16 protein-coding genes are annotated in these 21,563 nt (G+C 37.4%); 10 read left to right on the top strand and 6 right to left on the bottom strand.

What is annotated here, in order from left to right; all coding sequences use genetic code 11:
• The first annotated feature begins 318 nt into the window (after positions 1-318).
• The 3 genes from WC644_01945 (at position 319) to WC644_01935 (ending at position 3,827) form a co-directional block, all read left to right on the top strand.
• Positions 319-1,983 carry a T9SS type A sorting domain-containing protein gene (locus tag WC644_01945; GenBank protein ID MFA5010691.1) on the top strand — a complete coding sequence of 555 codons (1,665 nt, stop codon included), beginning with the start codon at positions 319-321 and terminating at the stop codon, positions 1,981-1,983.
• Positions 1,984-2,089: 106 nt separating this feature from the next.
• Complete coding sequence (recA, locus tag WC644_01940; protein MFA5010690.1) at positions 2,090-3,157, top strand: recombinase RecA; 1,068 nt, start codon at positions 2,090-2,092, stop codon at positions 3,155-3,157.
• Between the two features lie 46 nt (positions 3,158-3,203).
• Positions 3,204-3,827 (top strand): RecX family transcriptional regulator, encoded by a 624-nt coding sequence (locus tag WC644_01935; GenBank protein MFA5010689.1) that lies wholly within the window; start codon positions 3,204-3,206, stop codon positions 3,825-3,827.
• 592 nt (positions 3,828-4,419) lie between these two features.
• Here WC644_01935 and WC644_01930 read toward each other — a convergent pair.
• The gene (locus WC644_01930; GenBank protein MFA5010688.1) at positions 4,420-5,316 is read right to left on the bottom strand and encodes a proline dehydrogenase family protein; all 897 of its coding nucleotides are present in this window, start codon (positions 5,314-5,316) and stop codon (positions 4,420-4,422) included.
• Positions 5,317-5,327: 11 nt separating this feature from the next.
• Positions 5,328-5,714, bottom strand: coding sequence for a DUF2203 domain-containing protein (locus WC644_01925; GenBank protein MFA5010687.1), 387 nt, complete (start codon positions 5,712-5,714; stop codon positions 5,328-5,330).
• A gap of 1,003 nt (positions 5,715-6,717) precedes the next feature.
• On the opposite strand from WC644_01925, the gene pstS reads away from it, so the two are divergent.
• The 4 genes from pstS to WC644_01905 all read left to right on the top strand — a co-directional run bounded on the left by pstS (position 6,718) and on the right by WC644_01905 (position 14,172).
• A complete protein-coding gene (gene pstS / locus WC644_01920) occupies positions 6,718-7,752 on the top strand; it encodes a phosphate ABC transporter substrate-binding protein PstS (protein ID MFA5010686.1) in 1,035 nt (344 codons plus the stop codon).
• Positions 7,753-8,206: 454 nt separating this feature from the next.
• Positions 8,207-9,514 (top strand): hypothetical protein, encoded by a 1,308-nt coding sequence (locus WC644_01915; GenBank protein ID MFA5010685.1) that lies wholly within the window; start codon positions 8,207-8,209, stop codon positions 9,512-9,514.
• Positions 9,515-9,685: 171 nt separating this feature from the next.
• Entirely contained in the window at positions 9,686-12,460 is a 2,775-nt protein-coding gene (locus WC644_01910; GenBank protein MFA5010684.1) for a TonB-dependent receptor, read from the top strand.
• 35 nt (positions 12,461-12,495) lie between these two features.
• Positions 12,496-14,172 carry a T9SS type A sorting domain-containing protein gene (locus WC644_01905; protein MFA5010683.1) on the top strand — a complete coding sequence of 559 codons (1,677 nt, stop codon included), beginning with the start codon at positions 12,496-12,498 and terminating at the stop codon, positions 14,170-14,172.
• A gap of 142 nt (positions 14,173-14,314) precedes the next feature.
• On the opposite strand, the gene WC644_01900 is transcribed toward WC644_01905, so the two are convergent.
• From WC644_01900 to WC644_01885, 4 genes are all read right to left on the bottom strand, one after another.
• A complete protein-coding gene (locus WC644_01900; GenBank protein MFA5010682.1) occupies positions 14,315-14,992 on the bottom strand; it encodes a metallophosphoesterase family protein in 678 nt (225 codons plus the stop codon).
• Positions 14,993-15,132: 140 nt separating this feature from the next.
• Positions 15,133-16,236, bottom strand: a complete 1,104-nt coding sequence (locus WC644_01895) for a C1 family peptidase (protein MFA5010681.1) — start codon at positions 16,234-16,236, stop codon at positions 15,133-15,135.
• 611 nt (positions 16,237-16,847) lie between these two features.
• The gene (locus tag WC644_01890; GenBank protein ID MFA5010680.1) at positions 16,848-17,579 is read right to left on the bottom strand and encodes a hypothetical protein; all 732 of its coding nucleotides are present in this window, start codon (positions 17,577-17,579) and stop codon (positions 16,848-16,850) included.
• A 404-nt stretch (positions 17,580-17,983) separates the two neighbouring features.
• Positions 17,984-18,670, bottom strand: a complete 687-nt coding sequence (locus WC644_01885) for a hypothetical protein (GenBank protein MFA5010679.1) — start codon at positions 18,668-18,670, stop codon at positions 17,984-17,986.
• Positions 18,671-19,628: 958 nt separating this feature from the next.
• On the opposite strand from WC644_01885, the gene WC644_01880 reads away from it, so the two are divergent.
• From WC644_01880 to WC644_01870, 3 genes are read left to right on the top strand one after another with little or no spacing between them, the layout of a single operon-like run.
• Entirely contained in the window at positions 19,629-20,372 is a 744-nt protein-coding gene (locus WC644_01880) for a hypothetical protein (protein MFA5010678.1), read from the top strand.
• Positions 20,373-20,412: 40 nt separating this feature from the next.
• Entirely contained in the window at positions 20,413-20,790 is a 378-nt protein-coding gene (locus WC644_01875) for a hypothetical protein (GenBank protein ID MFA5010677.1), read from the top strand.
• Entirely contained in the window at positions 20,787-21,548 is a 762-nt protein-coding gene (locus WC644_01870; protein ID MFA5010676.1) for an ImmA/IrrE family metallo-endopeptidase, read from the top strand. Before WC644_01875 ends, WC644_01870 begins: the two co-directional genes overlap by 4 nt.
• Positions 21,549-21,563 lie beyond the last annotated feature (15 nt).

The raw sequence follows: 21,563 nt of genomic DNA, 5'->3' as shown, positions 1-21,563 counted from the left end.
GGCAAGTTAGAGGCAAGTTAGGGATAAGTTAAAAGCAGGGGGTTTGTGACAAATTTGACAGTTAAATTTTGATAAGAATTGTAACTTATTTTTAATTCTAATTTATTATGACGGATGTGCTTAGTCGATAAGTTTATAAAAAATTTTGACTTGCATTTATAAGCAAATTATTGAGAAATTGTGTAGTACTCAATTTCTTAAAACTAAATCAACGATATGAAAAAAATTATTCTTCATTCAGTTTTTCTATTAATATTTTATTGTTTAACATCAGGCATAACGTATTCACAACCGGTAAATAATTGTTTTCCGGATGTAATGAATAAAGTTAATGTGCTAAACAGTTCTTTAAAGTATCAGCAGACTTTATATTATGAATCGGATTCACTTACGCTTTTTGCGGGATTTCCGCTGATGATAACGGGCAGTACATTTGAGGGAGGGATTTTCTGCAACATGGATAACGATCCCGAGCTGGAGATAGTTTTCAATGTAAATTATACAGTACAGGCTTTGAACCTTGACGGAACGTCTGTACCGGGCTGGCCGAAGACGGTTTCCTCTTATGCGTTAGAGGGTGCACCTGCATTCGGCGACATTGACGGCGACGGATACGGTGAAATAGTTGTAACGAATCATGGATTAACTTCGGGCGGTTTTATTTATGCTTACAAGAGAGACGGGACATTGCTTCCTAATTTTCCGATTAATCACGGATACAGTTCGAGGACTCCAGTTCTTGGTGATATTAATGCGGACGGAAAGCTTGACATAATTGTGAATAAAAGAACTTATCCAACGGGTTCGGTATATGTTTACAAGCATGATGCGACGATAATAGCAGGCTGGCCAAAAGCGATGGGACACGTACCGGCATCGAGTGCTGCTGTCGGTGATATAGACGGAGACAACATACCTGAAATAGTGATGGAATCTTACACAGGACTTTATGCATGGAAATCGAACGGCGATTCCATTCCGGGATTTCCTTATATGATGCCTAACAGCGATGTGAACTCATATTCTTCGCCTGTACTTGCGGATGTAGATAATGATAATATAAGGGAGATTGTTTTCGGTACGCATGTTTCGGGGGGCGGCGGTTACGTTTATATTTTAAAGAACAACGGAACGGTATTATCGGGCTGGCCAAAAACAACATCGAACTGGATTTACGGTCCGCCTTCGGTCGGGTATATAGATAATGACAATATAATTGATGTTGCTGTTGGCGATCAGGTGCTTTCGGGGGTTCCATCGGACTACGTCTATGCCTGGAATAAAAACGGAATACAGCTGGCAGGATTTCCTATCGGACCGATTAATGCTGTGAACTCACAGGTTGTATTAGCAGACATTGACGGTGATAATAATACGGAATTAATTTTCGACGACAATACTCAAACAGGTGGATTGGGCAAGTATCTTGTTTATAATCACGACGGTACATTTAACAGAAACATAGAAACTAACGGAACAACATTTTTTACAACACCATGCATAACAGATATTAACAGGAACGGAATTCTTGATATAATCGGAGCGGGTGTAGCGGGTACAAGCCCCTCACAACAGACCAATGTTTATTTATGGAACTCAGGTGTTTCATATTCTGCAGCAAAAACACAAACACCTATGTGGCAGTACAACGCAAGACATAACGGTGTATATGATAACAAAGACCTTGTTTCAGCAGGAGAAATTAAGGTACAGGTACCGAACGGGTATTCCTTATCGCAGAATTATCCGAATCCGTTTAATCCTTCAACAAAGATTTCATACAGTATTTCAAGAGCAGGGTTTGTAAAGATATCATTGTATAATGTATTGGGGAAAGAGGTTATGAGTTTAGTCAGCGAACAAAAGCAGGCGGGGATTTATGAGCTTGTATTAAACGCGGCTAAACTGAACTCAGGTGTGTACTTTTATAAGATGGAAGTTAACGAATTTACGACAACGAGGAAATTGTTATTGCTTAAATAGTTCGGGCGAGTATTTTTTTGTTGAAAAAATTATCATAAAATGAGAATATTTGTATGCTTAAAATGATTAATTTTGTATAGAAGTTTAAAAATTAAATTATAAAAATATGAATGACGACAGAACAATGAGAATTAAATCGCTTGAAATGGCGATGGATCAGATAGAGAAGGACCATGGAAAAGGTTCCATAATGAAACTTGGAGATAAGCCGGCAGCAAAGATTGAGGCAATTTCATCGGGTTCGATATCGCTTGATGCGGCGCTCGGGATAGGCGGTGTACCGCGCGGAAGGATAGTAGAAATATACGGACCAGAGTCATCGGGAAAGACGACGGTTTGTCTGCACGTAATAGCAGAGGCACAAAAGACGGGAGGGCTTGCTGCTTTTATAGATACGGAGCATGCGCTCGATACAAACTATGCACAGAAGCTTGGGGTAGATATAAGCAATCTTCTTATATCGCAGCCAGAGTACGGAGAGCAGGCGCTTGAAATATGCGAGACGCTTGTAAGAAGCAATGCGCTGGATGTTATAGTAGTTGATTCGGTTGCTGCTTTAACGCCGCGCGCTGAGATAGAGGGGGAGATGGGAGATGCTGTGATGGGAATGCAGGCACGCTTAATGTCGCAGGCATTGAGAAAGCTGACGGCGGCAGTTTCGAAGTCGAATGTCTGCCTGATATTTACGAATCAATTGAGGGACAAGATAGGTGTTATGTTCGGAAGTCCTGAAACGACGACGGGCGGCAAGGCACTGAAATTTTACGCTTCTATCAGAATGGATATACGCAGGATTGCGGCGATAAAAGACGGTACAGACGTAATAGGAAACAGGACGAAGGTGAAAGTAGTGAAGAACAAAGTGGCACCTCCGTTCAAAGAAGTCGAGTTCGACATAATGTACAACGAGGGTATTTCGAGGATAGGCGATTTGATTGATGTGGCAGTGGTGAAAGAAATTATAAAGAAAGGCGGGGCATGGTTCACGTACGGAGAAAACCGTGTTCAGGGACGCGACGGGCTTAAGAAGCTGCTTCAGGAAGAGCCGGCATTATGTGATAAACTTTTAGGAGAGGTGAAGGATATACTTGGATTCGATAACAGCAACGGAAACAACGGTGATGTTTCAAAGGATAAACCAAAAGAAGAAGTTAAAGAAAAGAAGTCGAAATAATAATTGTTTCGGAAATATTAAAGAGCAGTAAAATTAAACGTATGCTTTGATAATAACTTCGATAGAAGAGCAGAAGAAAAAAGGCAGGTTCAACATCTTTCTGGATGGGGAGTTTGCCTTTGGTCTTTATAAAGAAACAATATATGATTTCGGACTCCGCGTAAAAGATAACCTTACAGAGGAAAAGGTGAGAGAATTAAAGAGTTACGATGAGATTAATTTCGGGAAGAAAGCAGCTATAAGGTTTTTAAACTACAAGCAGAGGACGGAGAAAGAAGTACACGACAAGTTGAAGGGCTTTAAACTTTCGGAGGAATCCATTGAAAAGATAATGATATTTTTGAAAGAGTTTAAGTTTGTAAATGACGAGAACTATGCAAAGCTTTATGTTGAAAGCAAGAAAGTATTAAGACCCGAGGGAAGAAGAAGCGTACGGATGAGACTGGCGAAAAAGGGTATAAATAAAGAGCTTTCAGAGATAAGTGTAAGCGAAAACTATACGGCGGAGGAAGAGCTTAGCAAGGCGAAGGAGTTATACGAGAAGTACAGAAAAAAGGTAAGGGGCAAGAACGAAGCAGACAAGAAGCAGAAGTGTTACAGGTATCTTTTGTCGAAGGGGTTTTCGTATGACCTTATACGTGAAGTAATGAAAATTGAGGATGCGGTGTAGTCTTCGTCAGAGAGCCTCGATGATGAGCAAGAACGCACACTGATTTTCACTGATTTGTTTATGATTCACGCTGATGAAGAGCGTTGAATTTATTGCAAGGAAAGTTTACCACCAAAGCACAAAAGCACCAAATGAGAAATGCAAAAATGAACACTGATTAAGAGCGTTGAATCTATTGCAAAGAGCTTTTACCACCAAAGCACAAAAGTACCAAATGAGAAATGCAAAAATGCACACTGATTAAGAACGTTGAAATTATTGCAAAGAGAGTTAGAACAGTGAACTGTAATCTGTAAACAGTGAACAGGAGAAATAAAAAATCAGCACACTGATATTCACCGATTTGTTTATGATTAACGCTGATTAGGAGCGTTGAATTTATACAATGAGAGTTTACCACCAAAACACAAAAGCACTAAAATGTTTGACATATATGCTGTTTGCGGGAAGGTGACGTCCACAGAGTAATAGGGATCAATAGGTAATGCGCTGGATTCCAGCTTTCGCCGGAATGACAGAAAAAAACAAGTTTTTAGGCAAATTAATAGCTGATATTCACAGGATGGAGGAGTATGATATAAAAGTAAATATATTATCTTGTGAATAATGCTTTTAAGACCTGGCCTGCGACGTTAGGATTTTCCTGAAAGCGTCTTATTGAATACTGGTACCATCTTTTGCCGAAAGGGACGTAAGACCTCATTCTGTAACCTTTAGCGACCAGTTCATCTCTTAGCCTTTCTCTTACACCAAGAAGAACCTGAAACTCAAATTTGTCTTTTTCGAGTTTCATTTCTTTAATTATATCTTCAGCGCCTTTGGTCAGAAAATCGTCGTGGGTAGCAATACCGACGTAGGCATTTCGTTCGAGCATTATTCTTAATACTTTCAGGAAGTTGTCTCTGATTTCCTGTTTACCCTTGAAGGCAATGGCTTCGGGTTCGATGTAGATGCCTTTGCAAAGTCTGAAGTTTGATTTTTCCTCGGTTAGTTCGAGAACGTCTTTTTCCGTTCTTCTCATGTATGACTGAAGCACGAGTCCAACGTTGTCATACTTTGCACGCATTTCTTTGTACATCTTTATGGTAATATCTGTAACGGATGAATCTTCCATATCAATACGGACAAAGATGTTTTTGCTTTTAGCCGAATCAAGAATTTCAGTAAACAAACTTTTGCAAAGGTCATAATCCATAGCAAGTGCAAGCATGGTAAGCTTTACGGAAAGATTGCCGTTAAGATTATGTTTGACTATTGTATCGAGCACTTCAAGAGACTCGTCTTTTGACCTGCGAGCTTCATCTCTATCTTTTATGCTTTCCCCGAGGACGTCGATAGTAGCCATGATGTTTTTAGAATTAAGCATCTGAGTGGTTTTAACTGCGTCTTCAATGCTATCGCCTGCAATGTACTTATTCGCAAAGACTCTCACCAGCTTTTTGGGGAACAAGGGAAGAGTTTTAACTAAAATTGTATTAATTGGATTCATAATGTATAAGTTTAAATTTCATTAAGAGGCAATCTACCGGCGAATCCGCTGTACAAGCCATGCCAGAATTCAATGCGTTCCTCGCCGTGCATGAAGCAAAGATACACCTGCTCGCCGTTGTTTCTAATATGTGGAAAATCTATTAAACCTGTATCAAGACTTTTAATTTCAACGTTAAGAGAAGAGATGTGTTTAACGATTTCGATTAATTCATCCATTTCTTTCGGGAATTTACCTGTACCGTTGGGACCGCTACCGCCATAATACTGATGTTTGTAAACATCAAAGCCCATTTGGTCGAGTAACCTTTTCAGTTCGACCATTTTTTTAATCATTGGTTTCAGGGAAATAAGAAGTTCCTGTGCTTCTTCAACCGAATAGAATAATTTTTTGCTCATATTATATGTTGTAAATTAACTCTATTTAATAAATGTTTAAAGTCAAATTAATTGCCAAAACAGAAAGAGTAAAAGATTTGCAAACCTGTCTGCGCCAGGCAGGCTGATTTTTATAAAGAGCAAGAGCGCACACTGAAAGAGCTGAAGAATTATGATTTTCACTGAATGAGAGCTTTATATTTATTGCAAAGAGCTTTGAGAGCGGTGATAAAGCGATAGAGTAAAGAGCAAGAGCGCACACTGAAAGAACAGATTTGATTATGATTTGCACTGATTAAGAACTTTTATTTATTGCAAAGAGCTTTAAGAGAAAAGATTGGCTCACAAATTACACAAATTAAGAACGATTAAATTATTGCAAAGAGCTTTGAGAGCGATGATAAAGCGATAGAGTAAAGAGCAAGAGCGCACACTGAAAGAGTTGAAGAATTATGATTTTCACTGAATGAGAGCTTTATATTTATTGCAAAGAGCTTTAAGAGAAAAGATTTGCTCACAAATTACACAAATTAAGAACTATTAAATTATTGCAAAGAGTTTTGAGAGCGATGATAAAGCGATAGAGTAAAGAAAAAGAACGCACACTGAAAGAGTTGAAGAATTATGATTTCCACTGATTGAGAGCTTTAAATTTATTGCAAAGAGCTTTAAGAGAAAAGATTGGCTCACAAATTACACAAATTAAGAACTATTAAATTATTGCAAAGAGCTTTGAGAGCGGTGATAAAGCGATAGAGTAAAGAACAAGAACGCACTCTGAAAGAACAGATTTGATTATGGTAATAAATGATGAAGAATGTTTAATCTATTCAGAGAAACTATATATCAATATTGTTGATGTTGACAATGACCAATATGCTGCTTGTTTAAAGGTACATATTTCTGATATATAATTTTATTTACAATTTGTTTACATTGGCGTAACAATTTCGTAACCTCAGATGATAAACTTGTTAAGAACTTTTTAAGCAAATATTTTAAGAACATTAAAAGACATAAAATTATGAAATATCTTGCAATCTTAATGTTAGTATTCTCTTTTTTAGCTGCATCATGCGGAAATAGAGAGGAAGGCGGTTCACCTCAAATCAACGGAGCGGGAGCGACATTTCCTTTTCCGCTTTATTCAAAGTGGTTTGATGAATATTCAAAGATAAACAAGGATGCAAAGTTTAATTATCAGTCGATAGGCAGCGGCGGCGGTATTAAACAGGTGACGGAAGGTACGGTAGATTTCGGTGCGACAGATGCACCAATGACTTCGGAGGAAAAGGTTAATGCAGAAACAAAGAGCGGTACGAAGATACATCATATACCGACTGTTTTGGGTGCGGTCGTAATGACTTACAACGTTCCATGTCTTGAAAAACTAAACCTTACCGGAGAGAATATTGCCGATATTTACCTTGGTAAGATTAAGAAATGGAACGACCCGAAGATAGTAAAAGAAAACCAGGGAGCTTCTTTACCCGATAAAGATATAAGCGTGGTTTACAGAACAGACGGCAGCGGTACTACGTATATTTTTACGGATTACCTTAGCTCTGTAAGTCCTGAGGCAAAGGAAAAAATCGGATTATCAAAGACCGCAAAGTTTGAGTTCGGACAGGGCGGCAAAGGTAATGAAGGAGTAACGGGAGTTGTGAAACAGCTCGAGTATTCGATAGGTTACGTAGAGCTTATTTATGCATTACAGAACAAACTTAAGTATGCAAACATAATGAATTCTGAGGGCGAGTTTATTTCGCCAACGCTTGAGTCAGTTACAAAAGCAGCGGAAGTATCAGTTGACCAGATGCCAGAGACTCTAACTATGTCAGTAATAAACGCAAAAGGAAAAGGAGCATATCCGATTTCCAGTTACACATATCTGCTTGTTTACGAGAAGCACAGGAATCCTGCAAAAGGAAAGTTGGTAAAAACGTTTGTAGAATGGGCACTCGGAGACGGACAGAGGTTTGCAAAGGAACTTGGCTACGCTCCGCTGCCCGATGCGCTAAGCAAGAAGGCAATTGAAAAGTTAAAGACGCTGCAGTAAGAAAGAGTCCCGATAAAGAGAATCGGGATGTTCTCCGCGGCGAATCTACGACAAAGAGCGCACAGTTAAGAGTCCCGATAAAGAGCATCGGGATGTTCTCCGCGGCGAATCTACGACAAAGAGCGCACAGTTAAGAGTCCCGATAAAGAGCATCGGGATGTTCTCCGCGGCGAATCTACGACAAAGAACGCACAGACAAGAGTCCCGATAAAGAGCATCGGGATGTTCTCCGCGGCGAATCTACGACAAAGAGCGCACAGTTAAGAGTCCCGATAAAGAGAATCGGGATGTTCTCCGCGGCGAATCTACGACAGAGAACGCACAGACAAGAGGGGTTAGTATATGTGTTATATTTTATAATGGATACGTTTTTTATTACTTATTATTTAGTTTAATATTACAATCAAAACCGGTTAAAAAGGGTGACCGGAAAAATATAAATTAATTAAACGCTATGAGAAAATTATTATTAATTACAGTGATGTTTTTAGTAACATCATCTATTATGTCTCAGGACAAAGAAGGATTCAAGCCGGAAGTAAAAATAGGCGGTACATTGTTTACGGGCTGGGAGTACAACATCGGTAATTCCGAGTTTATTAACAGTGTGGATATAAGTTCGCCGGATGCAAACCAGCCGTTTGGATACAAGCCTGCAAAGAATCAATTCGAGACTAACAGGAATAGTTTTTATCTTGAGAGGGCTTATATAAACGTATTTGCGACAATCAGCCCGCAGATAAAAGCAAGATTTACACCCGATATTTATTCAATAACCGACGGAAAGGGTGTTACGCAGTATTCATATCAGGTAAAATTTGCCTGGTTAGATTACACACCTTTAAAGACTGAAGATGGGCTGGCGCTTTCATTTGCAGGGGGTTTAGTACCAAATTTATGGGTAGGACAGATTGATAAAGCATTTGGTTACAGAGGCGCTGTAAAGACTTTAACGGACTACACATGGACGCAGGCAGCGGCTGTAAACACAACGAGCGGTGATGTGACAAGAACGACTGGTTCTTATTTTCCGACAGCAGACCTTGGGTTGATTGCAAAATTAGTATTTCCGAGAAATTATGCGGATGTATCTGTTGCAGTTTACAACGGCAACGGTTTCAGGAATCTTTCATTTGACAACAGGTTCAAGGATGTAATGTTCAGTGCTTTTGTTTATCCGCTTGCGGGTGAAATAGCAAAGAAAACCGACGCAGCAAAGAAAACGGGAAGAACAAGAATAAACGGAGTAAGCGATTTAACTTTTGGAGGCTTTGGTTACATAGGAAAGCTTGGAGGCGGAGAAGGACAGACAGCAAAGACAAGGTTTGGAGGAATGGCGAACTTCAAGTTTAATTTCGATAAGGCAGGATTTATAAAGGTCGGCGGCGAGTTCAGTGTGTCATCAAATCAAGTAGCAAGTACTACAGCACTTGATACGACAGTAAACGGAAGGGGCATCTCCACATGGCTGGAGTTTAATCCTCCGATAGAAGAGCTGAAAGAAAAAGTTTCGCTTGTTGCGCGTTATGATATGTTTGACCCGAACACGAATAAACCGGGAACAAATGCGCAGGGTTTTACGGCTGATAACGGAAAGCAAAATTTGTTAATGTTGGGTTTGTTTTACAAGCCCGTTAATATAGTAACGTTCGGATTAAATTATCAGATGCATTCATTCGAGAAAGATTTTGCGGTAAAGTATGACGGTACACCAACGAATAACGTAAGCAAACTTTATTTCAATATAATACTGGATTTTTAAGATACAAACAAAGTAAATTTTTATAAGGGCAGGTAATTAACACCTGCCTTTTCTTTTTGTTCAACTCATTTAACAATTACTTAATCACATCTTAACAATTTCTTAACATAATTTATATTTCCTTAACATTACAAAGGTAGTTTTGTAATAGAATATAAATTAAATAAGAATATGAAAAGGGTATTAATTACAATTTTACTAACATTTAGTGTCTTTTCTTTCGCGGAGTTGTCTGCACAGACAATAAAAGGAAAAGTAACAGATGCCGTAAATTCAGAGCCGCTTGTAGGAGCGACGATTAGAATAGAGGGTACCAACCTTGGGGCAGTTGCAGAGGTTGACGGTACTTATGAAATAGAAAATATTTCTGCAGGGGTCTACAGCCTTAAAGTATCCTACATAGGATATAACGACAAAATTATTACAGGTGTTGAAGTTAAAGGGAAAGATGTTGTTAATCTTAATATTTCTTTAACTGTTGACGGACTCACGACAGAGGAAATAGTAATAGAGGCAAACACAACGCTTGCTAACGAACAGGCAATGCTTGTCGAACAGAAGAACTCGGATAAAGTACAGGACGGAATTTCTGAGCAGCAGATTAAAAGAGCTCCTGATGCGGCAGCGTCTGATGTGTTGAAAAGGATTATTGGAGTTAATATAGTGAACGATAAATATGTTTATGTAAGGGGTACATCAGACAGGTACAGTTTAACAACGCTGAACGGAGTTCAGCTTCCAAGTACGGAAACCGAAAAGAAATCATTTTCTTTTGATCTGTTTCCTTCCAATCTGCTTGAAAATATAATCGTTTCAAAATCATATACCCCCGATCAACCGGGTAATTTCTCCGGCGGACTTGTGCAAATTTCAACTAAAGATTTTCCCGACCAATTTTCTTTAAACTACAATATGGGTATGGGATTAACCGACAATACCACAAACCAAAATTTCCTAACCTATAACGCCGGCCAGCACAAGTTTCTTTTCTTTAACACAGGGTTAGATGACGGCGGAAGACAGCTGCCATCACAGTTTCCCGAGGACAGATTAATTAATACGACTTATTCAGCAGAGCAGCTATCTGATTATTCGAAGCTCTTCAGAAACAACTGGGCACAAAATAACAGACAAGCACCACTAAACGCAAATATGCAGATAGCTGTCGGCAATAATTTTGATGTAGGCAACAATCCTCTTGGGTTTTATGCAGCCTACTCATACAGAACAGGGTTTTTAAATCAGGATGTGAGCAGATCGCTATACAATAATGACCTCTCGACGCTTGAATCATTTGACGGAAGAAACTCCGAATTTTCTGTCCTTAACGGCGGGATACTAAATTTCAGTTATAAACTCGGCAGCAACAATAAAATTGGTTTAAAGACTACTTACACTATTAATTCTGAAGATATAACAACTTTCTTAGAGGGGTCAAAGTTACTTACATCTGAAGACAATAAGGATTTCAGGCTTTATCAAACAAAGTTTTCAGAGAGGCAATTATTTTCATCTATACTTTCGGGAGACCACTTCATAGAAAAACTCGGCAAACTAAGCGTGAAATGGAACGCCTCATACAATGTGGGAAAGAAGAGCGAGCCGGACGTAAAGACAATGACGTATGAAAGATTATCAGGAACGGAAGATGAATATAATGCACGAATGGGTTCTGTTGCTGATTCAGACGGAGGGGGCAGATTATTTATGGAATTAAAAGACATTTTAAGGAATGCATCCCTGGATTTCTCACTACCTTTCGTCAAAGTAATGGGCCAGCAGTCAAAACTAAAGTTTGGTCTATATGGAGCCAGCACATCAAGAAACTTTGATGCAAGGAATTTTGCTCCAAAGCTTAATGGTTTCTACACATATATACCTTACCTATCTTTAGACCAGATATTTGCAGAAAACAATATTGGTCCTGACAGGATTAACTATGAAGAACTAACAAGAGAATCAGATAAATATTCAGCGGGAGAAGAAAATTTCGCCGGATATCTTATGGTTGATGTACCGATGAATAAACTAAGAGTTATCGGCGGATTGCGATACGAATATAACAGACAGCAAGTATCAACACTTGGAAGAATCAACGAACCGATAAAAGCAGACCTGTTAAACAGAGATATACTCCCATCATTGAATGTAGTTTATTCACTGACAGAAAACATGAATATAAGGGGCTCGGCATCGCAGACAGTATCAAGACCGGAGTTGAGAGAAATAGCACCGTTTGGATACGTTGATTATATTACCGGTTTAAAAACTTCAGGTAACCCGAACATTCAAAGAAGTTTAGTAAACAACTATGACGTACGTTATGAATATTACCCTAATGCAGGAGAAATATTCTCCGCAAGTTTATTCTATAAGAGTTACAGCTCACCTATTGAGGAAATATATTCACCCGGTCAGAACAATCCTGAGAAGACATTTGACAATGCAAGAGGTGGTGCATACAATTATGGAATAGAGCTGGAAGTAAGAAAAAAGCTTAACTTTATAAGCAAAGTTTTTTCAGACTTTACTATTAATGCAAATATATCTTTAATACAATCATCTGTAAACCTTGAGAATTTGCAGACAGTATCAACGGAGAAGACACGCAGAATGCAGGGGCAATCACCATATACAATCAACCTTGGGTTGTTCTACGATAACTATGATCTTGGAACGAGTGTAAACCTGCTTTACAATAAGTTCGGAAGCAGAATATCTGAAGTTGGTAATAACGGGTTCAATGATATTTATGAAGACGGAAATGATGTAATAGACTTTTCAGTATCGAAAAGACTATTTGAAAGATTCGAAGTTAAATTTACGGTAAAAGATTTACTGAATCAGGAAAAAATATATACACAGGATATATCGGGAATTGAAAAGATTGTAAGGAAATATGAATCAGGAACAAGATTTGCTTTAACACTTGGATATAAACTTTAATCATAAAAACATTAATTAATCTAAATAAAAAGAAAATGAAGAGAACTCTTATTTTACTAGCTTTATTTGCTGTTTTTTTCAGTAATTTAACAGCGCAAACAATTGATTCTACAACACTGAATTCTGCCAGCATTACAGGTGTCGTGAATCTAACGAACAACAAGACTTACATAATGAAAGGTTTTAATTATGTGAGAAACGGCGGAGTGCTTGTAATTCAAAAAGGTTCGTTAATCCTTGGAGATAAACCAACCACAGGCACTTTGATAATTGAAAGAGGCGGAAAGATTATTGCTGACGGAACTGCTAATCAGCCGATAGTTTTTACAAGCCGTTTACCTATCGGTACAAGAGGTCCCGGTGACTGGGGAGGTCTTATTGTTCTTGGAAGGTCAAGAATAAATACTTCAACAGGATTAGACTCAGCACAGATAGAAGGATTTCCTCCGGGAACGGGTCCATGGTACGGCGGACAGCCTGTGGTAGATACCGATAGCTCAGGTGTCTTGAGATATGTAAGACTTGAGTTTCCCGGCGTAAACCTGACAGGTATTTCAGGCAACGAAATAAACGGTTTAACGATGGGCGGCGTTGGAAGCAAAACAGTACTTGAAAATATTATGGTTTCTTACTGCGGTGACGATTCGTTTGAATGGTTTGGCGGTACGGTAAACGCTAAATATCTTGTTTCATACAGAAGCGTAGATGATGATTTTGACGCAGATAACGGATACAGAGGAAGAGTCCAATACGGTCTTGCAGTAAGGGATACGGCAATCAGCGACGTGAGTGCGTCACACATTTTTGAAATTGATAACAACAATAACAACCCAAGTAATTTTAATACACCCAGAACAAGACCAGTATTTTCGAATATTACAGGTATCGGACCAAAAATAACCACCTCTTCAGTAGTAAGTCCGAACTTTAAAAGAGCAGCACATATAAGACGAAACATGCTTGCCTGTGTTTACAATTCTATATTGACCGGTTATTCAACAGGCGTACTTTTTGACGGTAAAGGAGTTCAGCAAGCAGCGTTAGGGGATACAATACAGTTAAGGAATAGCATTTATGCAGGTTTCACGAAGCTTGGTGACACTGCGGCTTCAAGCGGTTCAGGATTCAATGATCCGACGGGTTGGTTAAACTCAGGTTCATTTTCAAACAGAGTTCTTACGAACAATACAGATGTGCAATTAACAAACATGTTCGGATTCTATACTGTTGGATTACCTGCAAACAATGTTAATTACTGGATGCCTCTTGGCGGTTCACCTGCATTATCAGGTGGTAATTTCACAAACCCAAATTTATCAGGTTTCGAAACAACAACATTTGTCGGCGCATTCGGAAATACTAACTGGACAGCCGGCTGGGCAAACTTTAATCCAAAAAACTATTCTCCTGCACCGGTTGGGATTCAGCAGATATCAACAGAGATACCGACTGTTTTCAGAATGAATCAAAACTATCCAAATCCATTTAACCCATCAACGAAAATAAACTTCGCATTGCCGAAGTCATCATTCGTTTCTCTGAAGGTTTTTGATGTAACAGGAAGGGAAGTAGCAACATTAATCAATGGAAACCTAAACGTTGGAACGTATGAATATGATTTCAACGCATCGAAATTGAATTCCGGAATTTATTTCTATAGAATTAATGCAGAAGGTTTCACTGCAACGAAGAAGATGATGTTAATAAAATAAAAGCAACAACAAAGGGGAAGAAAAAGGAGATAATACTCCCCTTTATTAAAAAGAAGGCTAAATACCCTTATTTATATTCTCATAGCCGAAAACCCGCTGCATTAAACACAGCGGGTTTTTTATTTAAATAGCTGTGTTGTAACTATGCCGGGTCGTACTTAATTGTGAACTCTCCAGTTGTTGAAATTATAATGTATGATGAGGGAATATCAGTCCAGCAGCCTGTATTGTAGAACTGAATGTTCTTTGCTTTAATGTATGAATCCATCGGGTCATGAGTATGACCGCAGACAACCGTGTTAAACCCTTTGTTTGCAGCATACTCTGATGCCCTTATAGAAATTTTCTTTGAGAGTCTAAGCCATCCTTTGCTTTTTCCTTTAATCCATCTTGCGATAGTTTGCTTCTCGCCCCCTATTTTTTGAATCTTCTCGTAAATAAATGCTGCGATATTGCTTATTACAACGTTTTCATTGAGGAAGCGGTCAAACTGATGACCGTGAATTGCAAGAATGTTTTTGTCCTTAATTCGAAACGAATATTCTTTGTAAACTTTTATTCCGATAAAATGTGATGTGATTTTTGAAAGACCTTCATCGTGATTTCCTTCTACCCAGACTACTTCAATATTATTTTTTGGGTTGGATAGTTTTCTTATGTACGATAAAAAACTCCAGTGTTCTCTTTCCAGACGATTAAAATTAAGGTCATCAAAAATATCGCCCAGGAGTATTAATCTATTAAACCTGTATTTTTCAAGAGTTTCCATGGCTTCAGTTGGTCTTGCAACTTCCGAGCCGAGATGGATATCCGATAAAATAATAGTATCAATTTCAGTGATGCTTTGCGATGCAATATTTTGTGTATCCGTAGCGATAAGTATTATAATCTTAGAATATCAATTTAACAAACCAGCTATATTGAATCGTAAGCTGATTGTTAATAAATTATTAACATTAATTATACACCCAGCTTTGCTCTGATATCCGGCTTTAAGCCTGCCTTCGGCATTACGATTGTGATAGTATTAATACCAAAATATGTTTCGGAGACATTAATGAAACCCTTGAACGGTCCCATCGGTCCCCAGGAATTCTTTACGAAGAAGAATTTCTTGCCGTCTTTGGTCTTTTTAACTCCTGTTAAATGCATTAAATGGTCGTCTTGCGTGGTAAGGTTTTCAAAAAGCTCCTGACGTGATTGCTGAGAGTAATCAATTTCTTTTTCATCGGGATTAATCGTTCCTGATAAATCAGTTTTATCTTTTGGAACCATAGCCCAGCCTTTGTCCTGCTCGAAATAAGAGTTTGAAACATCGGCATCCCATCCGACAGTAAACCCTTCCATAATTGCATACTCAGTTGCTTCAAGAAGTTCATTTATAGGGACATTATAAAACAAACCGCCTGAATAATTATCCGGAACTTCGACATTAAACGGTTTGTAGAATTCATGATGAGTGAATGAAGTAAGACCTATGTAATCATCAGGGTCAAATTTCAAAACTTCTTTTGAATACTGCAAGGGATTATAGGTTTTGCCGTCAAAAGTAAATTCTGACGGAACCTGTCCGAATTTTTCATCAAGCATTTTATTAAAATTAATCTGCCAGTTTGGTGAAACAGGTGTTTTAGCGATTACGCTGTCTAGAAATTTTTTAAGTTTTGAGTCAAACCCCTGGTGATTAATCATTCCTGAGGATGAGTTTGGATAAACTTCTTCGGGAACCATTCCATATTTTGTAATAGCGGGAATTACGTCATGAGTAAAAGCGCCCTCAGAAAACCTTGTAAATCCCTGACGGAGAATGTAATTTTTTGCCTTATCAAAATAAATATTTCTGACAATAAACATTTCGGAAAGGTCGGGAGATTTGACACCTGCATTTATCATACCCGATTCAAGGATTGAAACCACAGAAAAGCACCAGCATGTACCGCTCATTCCCTGATTCTTTACTCCTGTAGCATCGTTTATTTTGACATCGATTAATTCCTGTGCATATAGTGTGTTAAATATGAAGGAAAGAGATAAGACAGCTAAGAATATTCTGAAATTTTTCATAATGTAATTATTAAATAAATTTATTCAAATTAACTTTTTAATATGAGACTTTAAAGACATGATTTACTTAATAATAGAACGCGGATTTTCACGTCTGGAACGGATTAACACAGATTATTTCTGAATACAAGATATTTATATAAACAGCAATGAATAGACATGCAATACCTACGGCATTGTTTGTTTATGTGAACATGAGTTGCTACCAACATATAATCGCTACGCGATTAATTATTATATGCAGCATTTAAAGAGAATGCCGTTAAGTATTCCATATTGAAAAGTAACAGCAATGAATTGACATGCAATACCTACGGCATTGTTTGTTTATGTGAACATGGGTTGCTACCAACATATAATCGCTACGCGATTAATTATTATATGCAGCTCTGAAGAGAATGCCGTTAAGTATTCCATATTGAAAAGTAACAGCAATGAATTGACATGCAATACCTACGGCATTGTTTGCTTATGTGAACATGAGTTGCTACCAACATATAATCGCTACGCGATTAATTACAGATGTGAGGAAGTACCTTCCCGCATGATGTGAGAAAGGACCTTCCCGCATTTTGGGAGATACAAAATACGGGAAGGATTTGTGAATGGCATTATTGATTAAGGATGCTGAGCGTTTGTGAATTCCGGACATACTTTCTATAACTATCGAGAGCCATGAATGCTATGAAAACAGAATGGCTGTTGTATGAAGCAAATACTGATTTTTGAGAATCATTCAAAGATGGAATATCAGGGTTTAATATTTCATTATTACTAAGAGCGAGACTGAAAGACATTTTTCCATCAGCAGATATTTTTACAGGAGCGGTTAAATGAGTTAAGAATCTGCATTCATCGCGATAGTCCACAAGTGACTCTTTACAGAATATAATCAAGGCAACCTGCATATATTTAACATCATAGTAATCAGGGATGTTTAAGTCAGAGGGATTAAATGATACGTGAAGATAATCTTTAGTAAAGATGAACGAATCCGGATGAACGAGAAAATGAGAATCGGGGAATATTCTTACGTACTTAGAAACATCATTGTGTTCGACAGCATCATAATTATGCTTGAATACACAATTATAAGCAGACATTTTATTTTGGGTTTTTTTTGCCCATATTTCATAAGCAACCGTCAGTGATTTAACTGATTTTGCAAACATAGAAGCAAGTTTAAATCTTTGTCTGCGGTTTACAGATGCAGGGTCAGAGCCCGGTTTGAATGAAAGAGGACGTTTGCTTACGACAATTTTATCGGGATAGTTTCTAAAAACCAGTTCACCGAGTTTACCTGAAAGTCTGCCGAAGGGCATTGGAGATATGAGTTTAGCCATTTTTGTAATCCTTTATTTTTAGTTTGAAAAAATTGTATATCGTAAAGAACAAGAACGCACACTGATTATTATGATTGTTTATGATGCACACTGATTAAGAGCGAGTATTAATTTTAAAGAACTTTTTACCGAGTAGAACAAGAACGCACACTGATTTTTATGATTGATTATGATGCACACTGATTAAGAAAATAAGAGTAAGAGCGCATATTGATTAAGAACGAATTAGGGATAATAATCTGGGGGTGCAGAGCACCCCCAGAGATGGATGAGGTAAAACAAGATGAAGGAGAGGAAAGAGATTGCATGAAGCACGCAGATGACACAGAAACTGACTTATGTGTAACAGGATGCAATTCTACTTTGACCTTTATCAATATTTTACACTTTGTTATCATCACTCATTATGCATTAAAGCCTTTTGAATAATGAATTGCCTTACCGAATTCATCGAGAGTGACGAAAGCAAGATAAGACACATGCGTATCGAAATAAGAATACAAGTCGCTGTCCTGGTCGCAAAGAGTAATAGTGAAACTGAGCGGGTTCGCCAGGTTCAAAACTACATTTGAAGACTTTAATGGAATGAATACTAATTTAGGAAGAGTATCCACTGTACCATCGGTACATTTGATAACGGTGCCGAGCTGAATAAACTTTTCGACATTCGTATCAATACTTGCATTAGTTCCGATAGGGTCGATAGAAACGCTAACCTCTGTTGCGTCGATAGAAACATCGGTTGTCGTTACATCGAAGCCAAACAACTGCGGCACAATATTAGCCATATCTGTGACGTCGGTTGGTGTAACAAAAGGATAGCTTGCCTTAAAGATACCGTTGAAGGGAGATATGTTATTAGGAGTAACATTATCCCACAGATTCTTAAAGGAAGGTAAAGAATTTACAGCCCTTGAGAACTTAGCAGTTATACCGAAACGATTTCTACGGTTAACTGAATTAACGTCCATGCCGGGCATGTAAGAGACGGGTCTGGTACCGATGATGGTCTTGCCGTCTTTGTAGCGGAACAGAATGTCGCCGACTACACCACTTGGTTTTCCAAGTACAGATTTTTTCAGAACACCCATGATTTAAATGAGTTTAGTTTATGAAATGAGTTTATTGATAGAGTCAGGAGAAATTTTGTTTCCCCCGGCTTGTTTAAGAACCTCCAGCCGAAGAGGTTGTGCACGGTAGAAAATACATGTATTAAAATTATGAGAATAAAAGTATGCAACAAATTAAAAACAACTTTTGTATATTTGTGAAAATGGACAATAACGACGAAACGAAGAATAAAGCCATCGTAAGCGCAACTGAGACGCATCTCAGAGCCGAAACATACCTGAAATGTTCGAGGAGCATACGAGAAAGAGCTAGAAAATCTCTCATTTTCTTTGTTTTTCATTATATTTTTAATTTTTCTGTACATTTTTTGATTCTTAATTTTCGTTTCTACAGTTAAACTTCTCAAAAAGAGAAAAAACAGTGCTCGAAATATTTTTTCGAATTAGAACGTTAAATTTCGTGAAAAAGAGAAGTATTATAATAAGATGCTGGCAAAATAAAATAATTAAATATTAATCAAATTTTAGTCATACATCAAAACTTCTCAAGTCGCTTAAAAATAAGGCACAATGATAATAAAAGAATTAGAACGTTAAATTTTAGAAATTAGAGAAGTATTATAGTAAGAGGCAGATAACGGTAAATAATTATATTGAAAAGAAAATGAATCACGGAATAACAATAAATTTTGAAGTTTTTAGAAAATATAATGTAAACAGGACGTTTAGTGAGAAAAGAAAGGGGGAAGCCGGGGGAAGAAATCAGAGAAAAGAGTGAAAATTGGAGCAAAAAGGAATGATCAAGAATAAATAGGACACCATAGACAGAAAAACAGATAAAATGATAGAATAAATCATAAAAAGAAGATTAAATGAGTATAATAATTTAAAATTAAAAAATGATTAATTTAAAAAGAATCAAAATGAAAAGTATTTTGCTTCAAAAATTGCAAGAAATTATAATTAACAGGGAGGAAAGATGAACGAGTTCCAACAGGCTGAATTAATCAGCAACAAAATACATGAATTTATTGAAAAACAACCAAATGATTATGTAGCTTTAATTGCACAGCTTGACAGGTTGGGCAAAAGTATAATGGGAAAATACCATGATAAGGATGAACATAATGGTGTTGAACTTTTTAGTAAAGCAGCAGACAAAATAGAAAAGGGAGTAAGGAATTGGGGTTTTGAGAATGTGAAAATAGAAGCGATGATATATAATTCAGTGAGTAGTTATCTAACGTCCGAATTAAAGAAAAAGATTAATAGTAAAATACAATTAATTTCTTTGAATAACCTTGAGGGAGAGGGCAACAATAATAGTGAAGCAGTTTATTACAGAGATGGAATAGCTTCAAATGACGAAGACAATAATGGAAACTGCGGGACATACATAATGCAAGAAATTGATGATAATGCAATATCCGAGATGGTTAAGAAAGAGCTTCCATTAATTGACGGAGACATTGATTTAATTTCCATTGAAATTATGGAAGTAATAAAAAGTGGAGAAGCAACAAAACAAAAAGATATTGCTGAGGTTTTGAAATTAAACGAGAGGGAAGTACGTAACTCGATTGACAGGATAAAACGAGCGGGAAACAAGGTAATTAATAAACTACCGGAAACAGAAAAACAAGAGATTGAAAATTACAAAATAGACTATAGGATGAAAGACATAATTAAGAATATAAAAACACAAGAAAACATTCAAAAATAAACTTATAAAAATCAAAATTAGGAAAATTAAAGAGGAATTTATGAAGCAAAAAATCAGTCATAATCTAGTAAATTTTTTAATAAGCACAGAGGGGGAATCCGAAGAGCAAATAAGAGAATATTTAGCAGATGCCGGAATAAACCCAAACTACGCTATTAAAAAAGCACTCGAAGATATAAAAGAAAGACGTGCCGAGAGAAAAAGAACTGAAGGAAAAAGGCTTCAAGAAGAATTTAACAAAATAGATTGCACAGAGCAGAATGACAAAACCGAAACAATAGATATTTCCATAGATAGTCTTGCACTTCAGTTTAGGAATGGAGAGATAAGCGAGGAGGAAAAGAAAGAAATAGAAGAAAGGGACAGGAAGAAGCTGGAGAGGTTCAGAGTAATGAACAAAGGGGGTGAGAAAGAATGAGTGCAAGAGCAAAGGCAAGAGCGAGGGAACTGCTGGATGAATACTGCATAAAGGAGCCGTCGGATTTAAACGTAAGAGAAATTGCAAACGGTGAAAATCTAATGATAGAAGAAGAGGATACACAAGGACATGCGGGGAGAATATTTATTGATAAAGAAGGCGGATTAATAACGATAGATAAAAAGATAAAAGAAGAGGGCAGAAAAAATTTCACTATAGCCCATGAAGTAGGACATTATTGTTTAGAAAAGGCAAGAGAATATTTCTGCAAGAAAGCAGATTTTAACTATTTTTTGAGTACACAAGATCCAGAAAAAGAGGCGAATATATTTGCGGCAGAATTACTGATGCCTGAAGAGTGGGTAAAAGAATTTGTAAAATGGAAATATGAAGCGAAGGAAACAGTTGAAACAGCAGCACAAATATTCAACACTTCGATAAGTTCCATGGCAATAAGATATGCAGAGCACGGAAGGTTTCCGATTGCAGTAATATTCAGTGAGGATACGAGGGTGAAGTGGTCTTGCATAAATGAATACTTCCCTTTTAAGTGGATAGAGAACGGACAAAAAGTAAATAATTTTTCAAAAGCATACGATTTTTATTCGGGGAAAGAAATTAATACAGAAGTTAACGACATATTAGCAGATGCATGGTTTTTAAAAGACCGAAATTACATAAAAGGAAAATATTTGCACGAGCAGAATATACCGATGAAAGCATATAACGGAGTATTGACATATGTTTGGGATGAATAGCGATACGTTGTAATA

This window comes from Ignavibacteria bacterium (assembly GCA_041649015.1).
Taxonomy (GTDB): domain Bacteria; phylum Bacteroidota; class Ignavibacteria; order Tepidaquicellales; family Tepidaquicellaceae; genus CAIKZJ01.
Note: the sequence above shows the minus strand (reverse complement) of the source record. Positions and strands in the feature narration are given on the sequence as shown.